This is a genomic window from Burkholderia sp. BCC0044 (assembly GCF_902832955.1).
In the GTDB taxonomy this organism is placed as follows: Bacteria; Pseudomonadota; Gammaproteobacteria; order Burkholderiales; family Burkholderiaceae; genus Burkholderia.
Map to the genome: position 1 here is coordinate 108164 of NZ_CADFDO010000006.1, position 14444 is coordinate 122607.

Below are 14444 nucleotides of genomic sequence, written 5' to 3' on the forward strand. Positions count from 1 at the left end.
TTAAACTCGGCGGGTCGCGCCCCGCGCGCCCCTCCCCACTCCTGTTTCAAAGCATGCACACGGTTGTCTTCGGCTGGTTCGGCATCTCCGCCGTCTGGTTCCTCCTTCTCTTCTGGCGTCTCGTGCAGGCGATGCTGCCCGGCGGCGGCGGGCTTGCCGGCCGCGGCTCGATCCGCCTGTGGCTCGGCTTCGCCGCGGTATTCGTCGCCAGTTGCACGCTGACGAGCCCGCTGTCGGGCCCCGACACGAACGCGCTCGGCCATGCGTTCTCGGCCGGCTTCGCCCACGTGCTCGGCCCGATCGGCACGCCGGTCGCGATGGTCGTGCTGTTCCTCGCCGGTTTGCCCTGGCTGACCGGCATCGGCTGGCGGCAGTTCGCCGCGTGGGTCGACACGTCGTTCGGCGTCAAGCTGTCGCGCGACGGCGGCGACGACGACGCGCGCGGGATCGCCGACCTGCCGCGCAGTGCGCTGCATCGCGACGACGACGTCGTACAGCCGACCACCGCCCACACCGTCAACTCGATGGCGCCGCGCCAGAACGGCCGGTATTCGCGTCCGACGGTGTGGAAACCCGATCCGCAGGCGCGACCGAAGCCGCGCAGCAAGACGCCGGCGCGCCCCCTGGCGGAGCCCGTCGCGCCGTCGGGCTGGCTGAAGCCGAGCGCGCCGCAGCGCACGCCGGCGCCGTCCGCGCCGATCCCGGCCAGCGCGATGCCGCCGCCGACCACCGGCAGCACCGCCAGCCTCGCGCGCGCCGCAGCGAACGCGCAAGTGCCGCGCCCCGCGCCCGCTCCGCTTCCGGTCGGATTCGAACCCGTCCGGCCGCGTCCGACCGTCGCGCGGCCGGCCACCGCCGCGCTGACGCAAACACCGACGGCGCCGCGCGTCACGGTCACGCCACGGCCGGCCGGTACGCAGCAGCAACGTCCGCCGGTGCGCCCGGTCGCGGGCACGACGGCGGCCGGCCTGTCGCCGGACGCGGCACGACGCCGCCCGGCGCCGCCCGCGCCGGCGCGCGCGCCGCTCTATGCGTGGAACGAGAAGCCGGCTGCGCCGATTACGCCGGCGCCGAGCGTTCACGACACGCTGCGCTCGATCGAGGCCAGCACCGCGCAATGGGCGACGCTCGGCGGCGCGCCGTCGGGCGATGCGACGCACGCGGCGGCCGCAGCCGCCACCGTCGCCGGCGTCGCCGGCGTAGCCGCGGCAGCAGGCAGCGTGGCCGCGCCGGCATCGGCAGCGACGTCGAACGCGTTCGTCTCCGCGGCGCATGGCATCGCAGCCCAGGACACCCATGTTCCGGCCGGACACGATGCCGCGCCCGCTTACGACGATGCCGCGCCGATCGTGCTCGACGCCTTCATGCCGGCGGAATCCGGCATCGCGCAGGCTTCGGTGGGCGATTTGTCCGCGCCTGCATTCGATGACGCCGAACCGAACGCACGGTCGAATACCGGCATCGACGATGCCGCATTCGCGCATCGCACCGACGACGAGACCCATCACGTCGACGAAGCGCCCGCCGCGCCGCCGATCGACGCACCCATCGACCTCGCGCCTTGGGAAGACGTCGTCAGCCCGCGGGTTTCTGCGCTCGACGTGTCGAGCGAAAATGCGATCGCCGCGTCGCCGGCACACACCGCGGGATCGGGATCCGCTCATTCAGCATTCGCTCAAGCAGGCGATGCAGCGGTTCGCGACCTCGGCACCAGCAAGCCGACCGGGTTCGTCGATCTCGACGACAAGGACGATGCGCAACCGGCGCCTGCGATCGATCGCGCTGCACCGACCCACTTGCCTCAACCGGCTGCCGATGCACACGCCGGCGTGAAGCCGGCCGATGGCATCGTTCCGTTCGCTGCCCTGCCCTCTTCGTCGATCGCCGGAACGTCGGCACACGCACTTTCGGGGACCACGTCGATCGCGGCAACGTCCGCACCGGCTGTATCGAATCCCGCACCGGACGCTGCCAAGCCGATCGACGCGGCACCGCTGTCGGACGTGGATCGAGGCGCGACATCCGCCACGTATTGGACAGCGCCGACGATGCCGCCCGCAGCGACACCGACGGCCGTCGCCGCGGAATTGCCGAAGTCGCCGGCGGTTCAGCCGTTTGCCGCAGCATCGACGGTTTCGACCGCCGCTGCGACGCCGCTGGCCGGCACGGATCATGGTTCGGCTGCACAAGCACCCGCCTCCGCGTCGAGCGTCGCACCCGTCGCCCCTGCCGTTTCGTCGGTCGGCGTAACCGGCACCGGGTCCGCTTCGCCGTCGCAACCGGCTGCATCGGCATCGCCCGTTACTTCCGCCGCGTCGGCATCGGGTGTCACAGGCATGACTTACGGTTCGCTGTCCCGCGCTTCGACGCCCGCATCGACCGATGCGTACGCCGTGACGCCTTCGACGACCGGCGCGTCGGGTTCGACGTTCGGCTCGACTGCACCCGCAACGCCGGCGCCCGCCACCGCGACACTCGCGACTTTCACGTCCGCGCCCATCGCTGCACCGTCTGCCGCGCCGGCATCGACGCATCCAACCGGCACGGCGACCACGTCGACCGGTACGACGACCTTCGCGACATCCGGCTCATCGGGCGCAGTCGCTCCGCAGCCGGCGATCAGCCTGCCCGAGTCGCCGACCGCGTCCGCCCCGGCGTCGCCGTCCTTCGGCGTGATCGCGCCGACGACCACGGCCGCCGCGACTCCGGCCCATTCGATCGCAGGCTCGCCTGCCGCTGCAGCCGGATCGCCCACGTCCATCGGCGCGACCGCCGCGACGCAGGCTCCGTCGATCGCGCCCGTCCCTGCCGCAGTCGCAATCCAGACGTTCACGACACAACCCGCCCCTGCCGTCTCGTCGGCAAACTGGTCCACGTCGGATGACGTGATCACAACGCCGCCGACCGCGACACCGCCGGCTACCCCCGTCCCCGGCGCAACTCTGGCACCGACGCCGGCAACCATCGTTTCCGCACCGCTGTCGCCCGCTATCCCGCCGATCGGCGCACCGGCCACGGAGCCCATCGAGGCAGCCGAACCCGCCGTAGCCGACACCCCCGCCCGCCAGCCGCGCCCGAACGCGTTCGAATTCCACGCGCCCGCGTCGTTCAACGTCGAACTGCCGACGCTCGACCTGCTCGAGCCCGCGTCCGACGACGTCGAAACGATCACCGAGGAACACCTCGCGCAAACCGCGCAGGTGATCGAACAGCGGCTGCAGGAATTCAAGGTGCCGGTGACGGTGGTGGGCGCATCGGCCGGCCCCGTGATCACGCGCTTCGAGATCGAACCCGCGCTCGGCGTGCGCGGCAGCCAGATCGTCGGATTGATGAAGGACTTGTCGCGCGGCCTCGGCCTCACGTCGATCCGCGTCGTCGAGACGATCCCCGGCAAGACCTGCATGGGCCTCGAACTGCCGAACGCGAAGCGTCAGATGATCCGCCTGTCGGAGATCCTCGAATCGCGCCAGTACCAGCATTCGCCGTCGCAACTGACGATCGCGATGGGCAAGGACATCACCGGCCATCCGGTCGTGACCGATCTCGCGAAGGCGCCGCACATGCTCGTGGCCGGCACGACCGGTTCGGGCAAGTCGGTCGCGATCAACGCGATGATCCTGTCGCTGCTGTACAAGGCGACGCCGGAAGACGTGCGGCTCATCATGATCGACCCGAAGATGCTGGAGCTGTCGGTCTACGAAGGCATCCCGCACCTGCTCGCGCCGGTCGTCACCGACATGAAGCTCGCGGCGAACGCGCTGAACTGGTGCGTCGGCGAAATGGAGAAGCGCTACCGGCTGATGTCGGCCGTCGGCGTGCGCAACCTCGCGGGCTTCAACCAGAAGATCCGCGACGCGGAAGCGAAGGAAAAGAAGATCGGCAACCCGTTCTCGCTGACGCCCGAGGATCCGGAGCCATTGTCGAAACTGCCGCTGATCGTCGTCGTGATCGACGAGCTGGCCGACCTGATGATGGTCGCCGGCAAGAAGATCGAGGAGTTGATCGCCCGCCTCGCGCAGAAGGCGCGCGCGGCCGGCATCCACCTGATCCTCGCGACGCAGCGGCCGTCCGTCGACGTGATCACGGGCCTCATCAAGGCGAACATCCCGACGCGCGTCGCGTTCCAGGTGTCGTCGAAGATCGACTCGCGCACGATCCTCGACCAGATGGGCGCCGAGTCGCTGCTCGGGATGGGCGACATGCTGTTCCTGCCGCCGGGCACCGGTTATCCGCAGCGCGTGCACGGCGCGTTCGTCGCCGACGAGGAAGTGCACCGGATCGTCGAGTACCTGAAGCAGTTCGGCGAGCCGCAGTACGAGGAAGGGATTCTCGATGGCCCGGCCGCCGACGGCGCGACGCAGGACCTGTTCGGCGATGCGCCGGATGCGGAAGCCGATCCCTTGTACGACGAAGCCGTCGCGTTCGTCGTGCGCACGCGGCGCGCGTCGATCTCGTCGGTGCAGCGGCAGTTGCGCATCGGCTACAACCGCGCGGCGCGGCTCGTCGAGCAGATGGAAGCGGCCGGCCTCGTGTCGGCGATGGGCATCAACGGCAGCCGCGAGGTGCTCGTGCCGGCCGCGGCCGACTGAGGCCGGCGGCCAGGCGGCCGCGATTCATCGATACGGGCGCGCCGTGAAACCGGCCGCCCGAAATACGAAGGGCGCTGCATCGGCAGCGCCCTTCTTGCATCGGCCGGGAATCGGCCGGGAATCCGCCGCGATTTACTGCGCGACCGGCACCAGCTTGAAGTCGACCGGCTTGCCGACCGCGACCTTCTGCGGATTCGCGCCGAGCTGCCCCGTTTCGACGTCGCGACTGAACACGTAGAACGTGTCGCTGTCCTGGTTGCCGACGATCAGCCACTTGCCGGTCGGATCGATCAGGAACTCGCGCGGCGTCTTGCCGAGGCTCGACTGGCGGCCGACGTGCTTCAGCCGGCCATCGGCCTGGCTCACCGCGTAGATCACGAGATCGTTCGCGTCGCCGCGGTTGCTCACGTACAGGAAGCGGCCGTCCGGCGACAGGTGGATCGCGCCGCCGCCGACCTTGCCCTTGAAGCCCGGCGCCGTCATCGGCACCGTCTGGACCGGCGTCAGCTTGCCGTCGCGATAGCCGAACACCTCGACCGACGCGTTGAGCTCGCTCGTCACGTACGCGAACCGGCCATCGGCGCCGAACACCATGTGACGCGGGCCCGAGCCCGCCTTCACCGGCGTGTAGCGCGTGTCGGTCGGGCCGATCAGCCCGCGGCTGCCGTCCACCGTGTAGCGGTAGCCGTAGATCTTGTCCGCACCGAGATCCTGCACGAACAGGTAGCGGCCGTCCGGCGAAAACACCGTCGAATGCACGTGCGCGCCGTCCTGGCGACCCTTCACCGGCCCGGTGCCTTCGTGATGGACCGCCAGCACGGCCTGGCCGAGCGCGCCGTCGTCGCGCAGCGGGAATACCGCGAAGCTGCCGCCCGGGTCGGCCGCGACCGAGTAGTTGGCGGTCACGAGATACTTGCCGTCCGGCGACAGCGCGAGATAGCAAGGGTCGTTCCCTTCCGACGATACGCGGTCGATGAAGCTCAGCGCGCCCGTTTTCGCGTCGAAGCGGAATGCGCTCACGCCGCCGCGCTGCGTCGCCGGCCCGTTGTCGCCGGGCAGTTCGTTGACCGCGTAGACGGTGCGACCGTCGCGGCTCGGCAACAGATACGACGGATTCTCGGTCTTCGCCGACGACACCGGCGCGACGCTGCCGGTCTTGGTATCGAAGCGATAAACGTAGATCCCGTCGCTGCCGCCGCCCGTATAGGTGCCGACGAGCAGGTTGTAGACGCCGTCGGCCGGGGCGGACGATTGCTGTGCGAATGCGTGGGTCGCGGACAGGGACAGCACGATCGCGAAACCTTTCATCCAGTGAGCGAACCTAAGCGGGAACCCTCGTGTCGAAGCGCGAGCGTCACGCTCCCGTAAACGGTTGGGCATTGAATCCTCCTTGCATCGAGTCGCTTCAAGTGTTGAGATAGGACGAAACGCCGGCCGTTCATGCGCTCCGCCGCCCGGCCGAGTATACGGGGCGCGGCGCCCGGGCGTGAAGTCCGGGCCGCCGACGTCCGCATTGTGAAACTCGAATACCCAAGGATCGCCTGCCCATGCCCGCCCTGATCGAAGACTACGCCCTCGTCGGCGACGGCCATACGGCCGCGCTGATCGCAAAAGACGGCTCCGTCGACTGGCTGTGCTGGCCCCGCTTCGATTCGGGCGCCTGCTTCGCGGCGCTGCTCGGCACGCCCGAGCACGGCCGCTGGTTGCTTGCTCCGGCGGCCGACGCCGCGATCACGCACACGACGCGCCGCTATCGCGGCGACACGCTGATTCTCGAAACCGACTACGAAAGCGCCGACGGCGCCGTCACCGTGATCGACTTCATGCCGCCCGGCAACGGCTGGTCCGAACTGGTGCGGATCGTCGTCGGCCGCCACGGCACGATGAAGATGCGCATGGAGCTCGTGTTGCGCTTCGACTACGGTTTCTCGATTCCGTGGGTCACGCAACTGACCCGCGAGGACGGCATGAAGGCCATCGCCGGTCCCGATACCGTCGTGCTGCGCACGCCGGTGCCACTCACCGGCAAGAACCTCCATACGCTCGCGGAATTCACGGTCAGCGCCGACGAGCGCGTGCCCTTCTCGCTCGGCTACGCGGCGTCGCACATGCGGCTGCCGCCGGCGCGCGATCCGCTGTCGATGCTCGCGCGCACCGAGAACTACTGGCTCGAATGGTCGGGCCGCTGCCAGGTGCAGGGCCGCTACGCGGCCGCCGTGCGCCGCTCGCTGATCACGCTGAAGGCGCTCGCGTACGAGCCGACCGGCGGCATCGTCGCCGCGCCGACCACGTCGCTGCCCGAGAAGATCGGCGGCAACCGCAACTGGGACTACCGCTACTGCTGGCTGCGCGACGCGACGATCACGCTGCTCGCGCTGATGCGCGGCGGCTACTACGACGAGGCGCGCGCATGGCGCACGTGGCTCGGCCGCGTGATGGCCGGCTCGCCCGAGCAGATCCAGATCATGTACGGGATCGCCGGCGAGCGCCGGCTGCCGGAAATGGAACTCGACTGGCTGCCCGGCTACCAGGACTCGAAGCCGGTGCGCGTCGGCAACGGCGCCGCGAACCAGCTTCAGCTCGACGTGTTCGGCGAGGTGATGGCCGCGCTGCACCTCGCGCGCGTGGGCGGCCTGCAGGCCGACGACACGGTCTGGTCGGTGCAGTGCGCGCTGCTCGACCATCTCGAGAAGATCTGGCAGGAGCCCGACGAAGGGATCTGGGAAACGCGCGGCGGCCGCCGACACTTCACGTTCTCGAAGGTGATGGCGTGGGTCGCGTTCGACCGCGCGATCAAGTCGGCGGAAATGTTCCGGCTGCCCGGCTCGCTCGACCGCTGGCGCGCGCTGCGCGAGCAGATCCACGCGGACGTCTGCGCGAACGCATGGCACGAAGGCAAGCAGGCGTTCGCGCAGAGCTACGGCAGCGACGAGCTCGACGCGAGCGTGCTGCTGCTGCCGCAGCTCGGCTTCCTGCCGCCGGAAGACCCGCGCATCGTCGGCACGGTCGATGCGATCGAACGGGAATTGCTGCACGACGGCCTCGTGATGCGCTACCGCACGACCGAATACGACGACGGCCTGCCGCCGGGCGAAGGCACGTTTCTCGCGTGCAGCTTCTGGCTGGTCGACAGCTATGCGCTGCTCGGCCGGATCGACGACGCGCATCGGCTCTTCAGCCGGCTGCTCGCGCTGTCGAACGACCTGGGGCTGCTCGCCGAGGAATACGACCCGGTCGCCGGGCGGCTCGTCGGCAACTTCCCGCAGGCGTTCTCGCACGTCGCGCTCGTGCATACCGCGATGAACCTGATGCACCATGAAGAGGCGATGGCGCGCGCGGCGGGCCAGCCCGCGCCGGCCGTGGCCACCGGCCGCTGAACGGCGGCGCGGCAGCCTTGTTCATAGATCGTCAAATCGCAACACTTTGATGAAAACCCGGGGAAATGTTGCATTGCACAACCGATCGTTGTCCGATATGATCGACGAGATTGTCCGGCTGCAATGCAACATGGCCGGCCGCTGACCCACACGGCACGCCGCGACGCCTCACGCCGCCCTTGCGCACCGTCCCCCCACGCGGGAGTAGCCTGCATGCTTTACCAACTGCACGAATTCCAGCGGGCGATGCTGAGCCCGCTCACGGCCTGGGCCCAGGCCGCGTCGAAGTCGTTCGCGAATCCGTCCAGCCCGTTCTCGCTGATCCCCGGCGCGCCGCGGATGGCGGCCGCCTATGAGCTGATGTACCGGCTCGGCAAGGATTACGAAAAGCCGGAATTCAACCTTCATCAGATCGTCAAGGACGGCCACAACATCCCGATCGTCGAGCAGACGATCATCGAGAAACCGTTCTGCCGGCTGCTGCGCTTCAAGCGCTATTCGGACGACGCCGACGCCGTCACGCAACTGAAGGACGAGCCGGTCGTGCTGGTCTGCGCGCCGCTGTCGGGCCACCACTCGACGCTGCTGCGCGACACGGTGCGCACGCTGCTGCAGGATCACAAGGTGTACATCACCGACTGGATCGACGCGCGGATGGTGCCGGTCGAGACCGGCCCGTTCCACCTGCACGACTACATCGCGTACATCCAGGAATTCATCCGTCACATCGGCGCGCGCAACCTGCACGTGATCTCCGTGTGCCAGCCGACGGTGCCGGTGCTCGCGGCGATCTCGCTGATGGCGAGCCGCGGCGAGGACACGCCGCTCACGATGACGATGATGGGCGGCCCGATCGACGCGCGCCGCAGCCCGACGTCGGTGAACTCGCTGGCCACGCAACACTCGACCGCGTGGTTCGAGAACAACGTGATCCACACGGTGCCTGCGAACTATCCGGGCGAAGGCCGCCAGGTGTATCCGGGCTTCCTGCAGCACACGGGCTTCGTCGCGATGAACCCGGAGCGCCACGCGCAATCGCACTGGGATTTCTACCAGAGCCTGCTGCGCGGCGACGAGGACGACGCCGAAGCGCACCGCCGCTTCTACGACGAGTACAACGCGGTGCTCGACATGGCCGCCGAGTATTACCTCGAGACGATCCGTGTCGTGTTCCAGGAATTCCGGCTCGCGGAAGGCACGTGGGACGTCGAGGGCGAGCGCGTGCGTCCGCAGGACATCAAGCACACCGCGTTGATGACGATCGAGGGCGAACTCGACGACATCTCGGGCAGCGGCCAGACGCACGTCGCGCACGAGCTGTGCACGGGCATTCCGCAAGACGATCGCCGCAGCCTGACCGCCGAGAAGTGCGGCCACTACGGGATCTTCTCGGGCCGCCGCTGGCGCACGATCATCTATCCGCAACTGCGCGACTTCATCCGCGAGCATGCGCCGGAGCCGAAGAACGGCGCGGCGAAGTTGCCCGTCGATGCGCAGGATGCGACCACGATCGGCGTCGTGCCGGCCGCGAAGCCGGAGCCGGAAACCGCGGTGCGCGCCACCGCCGCGAAACGCACGCGCGCGAAAGCGCCGGCCGTGACGGTCGCGCCCGCCAGGACGCCCGCCGCGAAAGCCGCGCCGGCCGCGAAACGCGCGGCAGGCAGCCCGCGCGCAAAAACCGTGCGGGCCCGCAAGGCCGCCTGACGCACCGCGTTCCGACGCAAAAACGCCGCCGTTGCTTGACGCAACGGCGGCGTTTTTTTATCCGGCCGGGGCCGCGCGCGGACGGCTCATCGGCTCGTCCGTTCGGCGCGTCAGCGCCGCAGCAGATACGCGAGCAGCACCTCGGTGTTCATCCGCACCATCTCCGCGCGCTCGTCGGTGTCGGTGAAGTCGCGGCCGAGCGTCGCGGCGAGCGTGAAGCGGTTCGACACGATGTAGTAGCCGAGCCCCGACAGCGTCACGTAGAAGCGCAGCGGATCAACGTCGCTGCGGAACAGCCCGGCCTTCTGGCCGCGCATCAGCACGTTGCCGAGCTTCGCGACGATCGGCGACATCATCTCGCGGATCCGCGTGGACTTGTGCAGATAGCGCGCTTCGTGCAGGTTCTCGTTGTTGATGAGCCTGAGCAGCTCCGGATGGTCGCGGTAGTAGTCCCAAACGAAATGCGCGAGCCGCGTGACGGCTTCCACCGGCGCGACGCCGTCGAGATCCAGCACGCGCTCGGCCTCCGTCAGCGCGGAGAACGCGTGTTCGAGCACCGCCGTGAAGAGCTGCTCCTTGCTGCCGAAGTAGTAATAGAGCATGCGCTCGTTCGTTTCGGCCCGACGCGCGATCTGATCGACGCGCGCGCCGAACAGCCCTCCATTCGCGAACTCTTCGGCTGCCGCCATCAGGATGCGGCGGCGCGTACCTTCAGGATCTCTTTTGATTTTTGGCTGATTCATGGTGGCGTTTTGCTATGTGAGCCGCTTGATCCGGACCGGCACCCCCACCGCCTTGGCGCCGGCCGCCCTGGAACGGGCGCGCCGCGGACGGCCGCCCTCCTGCTGAGCCCCTGCAAAAAAGCGGTTCGATTATGCGCATAGACGGCGTCCAGCGCAATGCGGGAAATCGGCGATAATCGAGCTTTGGCAAACCTTTCCGGCCGCGCCCGACGCGGCCGAGAGCCATTCGGCGCCGCTGCGCCCGTCGTCAGCCTGTTGTCACCGTGACCGATTCCAAGACACTCGCGGATCGCATCGAAGATCTGCTTCCCCAGACGCAATGCACGAAGTGCGGCTATAACGGCTGCCGTCCGTACGCCGAGGCGATCGCCGCCGGCGACGCGAACTACAACCAGTGCCCGCCCGGCGGCGCCGAAGGCATCGCGCGCCTCGCGAGCCTGCTCGGCAAGCCGGTGATTCCGCTGAACCCCGTCAACGGCAGCGAGCATCCGCGCGCGCTCGCGTTCATCGACGAAAACCTGTGCATCGGCTGCACGCTGTGCATGCAGGCGTGCCCGGTCGACGCGATCGTCGGCGCACCGAAGCAGATGCACACGATCGTCGCGTCGCTGTGCACGGGCTGCGACCTGTGCGTGCCGCCGTGTCCGGTCGACTGCATCGCGATGCTGCCCGTCACCGGCGATCGCACGGGCTGGGATGCGTGGTCGCAGGAACAGGCCGACGCCGCGCGCGAACGCCACGACCTGCGGCTCGCGCGCCAGCGCCGCGAGCGCGAGGCCGCCGAAGCGCGCGCCGCCGCCCGCCGCGCGGCGAGCGCGGCAAAGCCGGCCGCGGAGCCATCGGCAGCGCAGCCCGGCTCGCAGGGCACGCCCGCCGCCGCACCGGCCGCCGACGATGCGGAAGCGAAGAAACGCGCGATCATCGCCGCCGCGCTCGAACGCGCGCGCAAGAAGAAGGAAGAGCTGTCCGGGCAAGGCGCCGCGCCGAAGAACACCGAAGGCGTGAGCGCGGCCGTACAGGCGCAGATCGACGCGGCCGAGGCGCGCCGCAAGCGGCTCGCCGAACAGCAGGCGCAGCGCGACGCCGACGCGGCATCGGACAGCGACGCCCCCAAAAACGACGCAGGCAACGACGATCCGGACGGCCCGTCCGCGCCGCCCGACCAGAACGCTCCATGAACGCCAGCAAACGACGCGCGATCTACGAAACGCTGCAGAGCCTCAATCCGCATCCGACCACCGAGCTCGAATATTCGACGCCGTTCGAGCTGCTGATCGCCGTGATGCTGTCCGCGCAGGCGACCGACGTGTCGGTCAACAAGGCGATGCGGAAAATGTTTCCGGTCGCGAACACCCCGCGACAAATCGTCGCGCTGGGCGAGGAAGGCGTCACCGAGTACATCAAGACGATCGGCCTTTATCGCACCAAGGCGAAGAACGTGGTCGCGACGTGCCGGATCCTGCTCGAGCGCTACGACGGCGAGGTGCCGGCCGATCGCGAAGCGCTCGAAGGCTTGCCGGGCGTCGGCCGCAAGACCGCGAACGTCGTGCTGAACACCGCGTTCGGACAGCCGACGATCGCGGTCGACACGCACATCTTCCGCGTCGCGAATCGCACCGGGCTCGCGCCGGGCAAGGACGTGCGGGCCGTCGAGGCCGCGCTCGAGAAGTTCACGCCGAAGGAATTCCTGCAGGACGCGCATCACTGGCTGATCCTGCACGGGCGCTACGTATGCAAGGCCCGCCGGCCCGAATGCTGGCACTGCGCGATCGAGCCGCTGTGCGAGTTCCGGCCGAAGACGCCGCCGCCCAACGAGTAAGCGTCAGCCGCGGCTGACGTATCCACGCGCCGCGCCGGTCGCTCGGGCCGCGCGACGACCGGCCGGCCCCGCTGCGGCGCCGGCGGCGTGCCCCTTCCCACTACGCATTCGACGTCGCCGTCGCGTCGTCGGCGGCCGCGCCGCCCGCGCGCACGAGCGCCAGCACGGCAGCCAGAATCGCGACACCACCCGCCCACTGCAGCGGCGACAAGGCCTCCCCGAACAGCAGCGCCGCGAGCGCGACCGTCACGACCGGTTCGAGCGTCGACAGCATCGACGTGCGCGCGGCCCCGAGCCGCTCGAGCCCGGAGAAGAACGCGAGCATGGCCGCGACCGTCGAGACGAGCGCGATCGCGAGCATCGACGCCCAGCCGCCGGCCGTCGCGGGCCAGCGCGGCGGCGCGCCGAACGCCGCCGTTCGCACGACGGCGATCGCGATGAGCGTCGCGGTCGCCGACAGGCAGATGATCGCGGTGGTCGCGAGCGGATCGACGCCGCGCGTCGCCTTCGTCCCGCCGACGATGTACAGCGAGTAGATCACCGCGGCGGCCAGCGCGAGCGCGATCCCGAGCGGCTCGCCGTGCCCGCCGCCGACCATCAGCGCCGAGCCCGCGACGCACAGCACCAGCGCGACGGCCTTCGCCCGCGTCAGCCGTTCGCCGAGCCACCACGCGGCCAACAGCGTGACGAACGCCGGATACAGGTACAGCAGCAGCGCGACGAGGCTCGCCTGCGCGTGCTGCAGCGCGCTGAAATAGCAGAACGACTGCCCGACGTAGCCGAGCGCGCCCATCGCCACCAGCGGCGCGAGCGAGCGCCCGCGCGGCCATGCGACGCCGCGGTGCCGCGCGATCGCGGCGAGCACCGCGCCGCCGATCGCGAAGCGCACGATCAGCAGCCCGAGCACGTCGACGCCGGCCGCATACGCGTAGCGGCCGAAAATCGCCATCGCGCCGAACGCGGCGGCGGACAACGCGACGTAGAGCGCGCCCTGCAGGGCGGCGGACGATGAGCGGACAGTGACGGTCATGATGAAAGCGGGCGAGCAAGGCGCCGTGACGGGAATCGTCGGAGTGTAGCGGCGCGGCGGCGGCGAGCCTAGCCCGCGCTTACCCGTTCCGCGAAGGACGGGCGCAACGCGCCGCGCCGTGCTGCCCGCCTCCTGCCGCCCGCCTCCAGCCGCTAGCCGCCGCCGGGGCCGCCGCCAGCGCCGTCCGCCGTGCCGGCGTACAATGCGCGACGCGGCATGACGCCGCCCGAATCACGACGTTTCCCCACCATGTTCAATCCAAGCCGCGACGACGTGCGTCGCTTTTTCACCGAGACCTGGCGCAAGCAGCGCGCGGGCGAGATCCTGACGCCGCTGGAAGCGATCGCGGCCGACTGGATCGTCGAGCATCCCGAATACCACGACGAACTGGCCGACGCCGATGGCGCGGCCGCGCGCAACTACACGCCCGAGGAAGGCCGGACGAACCCGTTCCTGCACCTGTCGATGCACCTCGCGATCAGCGAGCAGCTGTCGATCGACCAGCCGCCCGGGATCCGCGCCGCGCACGACAAGCTGGCCGCGAAGCTCGACTCGACCCACGACGCGCAGCACGCGATCATGGAATGCCTCGGCGAGACGATCTGGGAAGCGCAGCGCACGAACACGCCGCCCGATACCGACGCGTACCTGCAGCGCATCCTGCGCCGCGCGTCGCGCGACTGAGCGCCCGGCCCGGCACACCCGTCCGCGCCGCCGGGCCGCGGACAAAAAAATACCCCGCCGAGGCGGGGCATTCCTGCGCGCGAGCCCGTGAGGCCCGTCGCGCTTACTTCTTGAACACGAGGTCGGTTTCCTTCAGCGACTCGATGTAGGACGCGATGTCCTTCATGTCGCTGACCGACAGGTTCTGGACCTGCGCCTGCATGATCGCGTTGTTGCGGCCGATCAGCGGGTTCGTCAGCCCCATCTGGTACTGGCGCATCGCCCACACGAGATAGTCGGCGTGCTGGCCGGCGAGGCGCGGGTACTCCGCGTTGATCGGCTTGTTCAGCTGCGCGCCGTGGCAGGCCGCGCAGTTGTGCGATTCGACCAGTTCCTTGCCCTTCGAGATGTCGGCGGCGTGTGCGGTACCGATCGCGAGGCCGGCCGCCAGTGCAACCGCCGCCGTCTTGAATGCGTTGTTCATGAATGCTCCTGTCCCGCCGGAGAGATCGGCGGCGC

The 14444-nt window shown here is 69.4% G+C and carries 9 protein-coding genes and 1 pseudogene; 6 read left to right on the forward strand and 4 right to left on the reverse strand.

Translation table 11 applies throughout. The annotated features are described in order from the left end of the window. The first annotated feature begins 53 nt into the window (after positions 1-53). Positions 54-4589, forward strand: coding sequence for a DNA translocase FtsK (locus HWX14_RS36665; RefSeq protein ID WP_244130384.1), 4536 nt, complete (start codon positions 54-56; stop codon positions 4587-4589). A gap of 132 nt (positions 4590-4721) precedes the next feature. Here the strand turns inward: HWX14_RS36665 and HWX14_RS30750 are convergent, their stop codons facing one another. After that, positions 4722-5969, reverse strand: coding sequence for a lactonase family protein (locus HWX14_RS30750; protein ID WP_175886007.1), 1248 nt, complete (start codon positions 5967-5969; stop codon positions 4722-4724). Positions 5970-6136: 167 nt separating this feature from the next. On the opposite strand from HWX14_RS30750, the gene HWX14_RS30755 reads away from it, so the two are divergent. Beyond that, positions 6137-7966, forward strand: a complete 1830-nt coding sequence (locus tag HWX14_RS30755) for a glycoside hydrolase family 15 protein (RefSeq protein ID WP_175886008.1) — start codon at positions 6137-6139, stop codon at positions 7964-7966. Positions 7967-8179: 213 nt separating this feature from the next. Then, positions 8180-9670: a polyhydroxyalkanoate depolymerase gene (phaZ, locus tag HWX14_RS30760; protein ID WP_175886009.1), complete on the forward strand. Its 1491-nt coding sequence runs from the start codon at positions 8180-8182 to the stop codon at positions 9668-9670. A 110-nt stretch (positions 9671-9780) separates the two neighbouring features. Here phaZ and HWX14_RS30765 read toward each other — a convergent pair whose 3' ends face one another. Then, a complete protein-coding gene (locus HWX14_RS30765) occupies positions 9781-10413 on the reverse strand; it encodes a TetR family transcriptional regulator (protein ID WP_059583716.1) in 633 nt (210 codons plus the stop codon). A gap of 156 nt (positions 10414-10569) precedes the next feature. Between HWX14_RS30765 and rsxB the strand changes: the two are divergent. Both rsxB and nth read left to right on the forward strand, forming a co-directional pair. Next, positions 10570-11591, forward strand: a pseudogene (gene rsxB / locus HWX14_RS30770) (electron transport complex subunit RsxB). Beyond that, positions 11588-12232: an endonuclease III gene (nth, locus tag HWX14_RS30775; protein ID WP_006478196.1), complete on the forward strand. Its 645-nt coding sequence runs from the start codon at positions 11588-11590 to the stop codon at positions 12230-12232. The pseudogene rsxB and the gene nth overlap by 4 nt, the downstream one beginning before the upstream one ends. A 100-nt stretch (positions 12233-12332) precedes the next feature. Here the strand turns inward: nth and HWX14_RS30780 are convergent, their stop codons facing one another. Continuing rightward, complete coding sequence (locus HWX14_RS30780; protein ID WP_175886011.1) at positions 12333-13262, reverse strand: DMT family transporter; 930 nt, start codon at positions 13260-13262, stop codon at positions 12333-12335. A 249-nt stretch (positions 13263-13511) separates the two neighbouring features. Between HWX14_RS30780 and HWX14_RS30785 the strand changes: the two genes are divergently transcribed. Next, positions 13512-13946 (forward strand): DUF1841 family protein, encoded by a 435-nt coding sequence (locus tag HWX14_RS30785; protein ID WP_006490655.1) that lies wholly within the window; start codon positions 13512-13514, stop codon positions 13944-13946. Positions 13947-14049: 103 nt separating this feature from the next. Here HWX14_RS30785 and HWX14_RS30790 read toward each other — a convergent pair whose 3' ends face one another. Continuing rightward, positions 14050-14409: a cytochrome c gene (locus HWX14_RS30790; protein WP_006478193.1), complete on the reverse strand. Its 360-nt coding sequence runs from the start codon at positions 14407-14409 to the stop codon at positions 14050-14052. Positions 14410-14444: the final 35 nt, after the last annotated feature.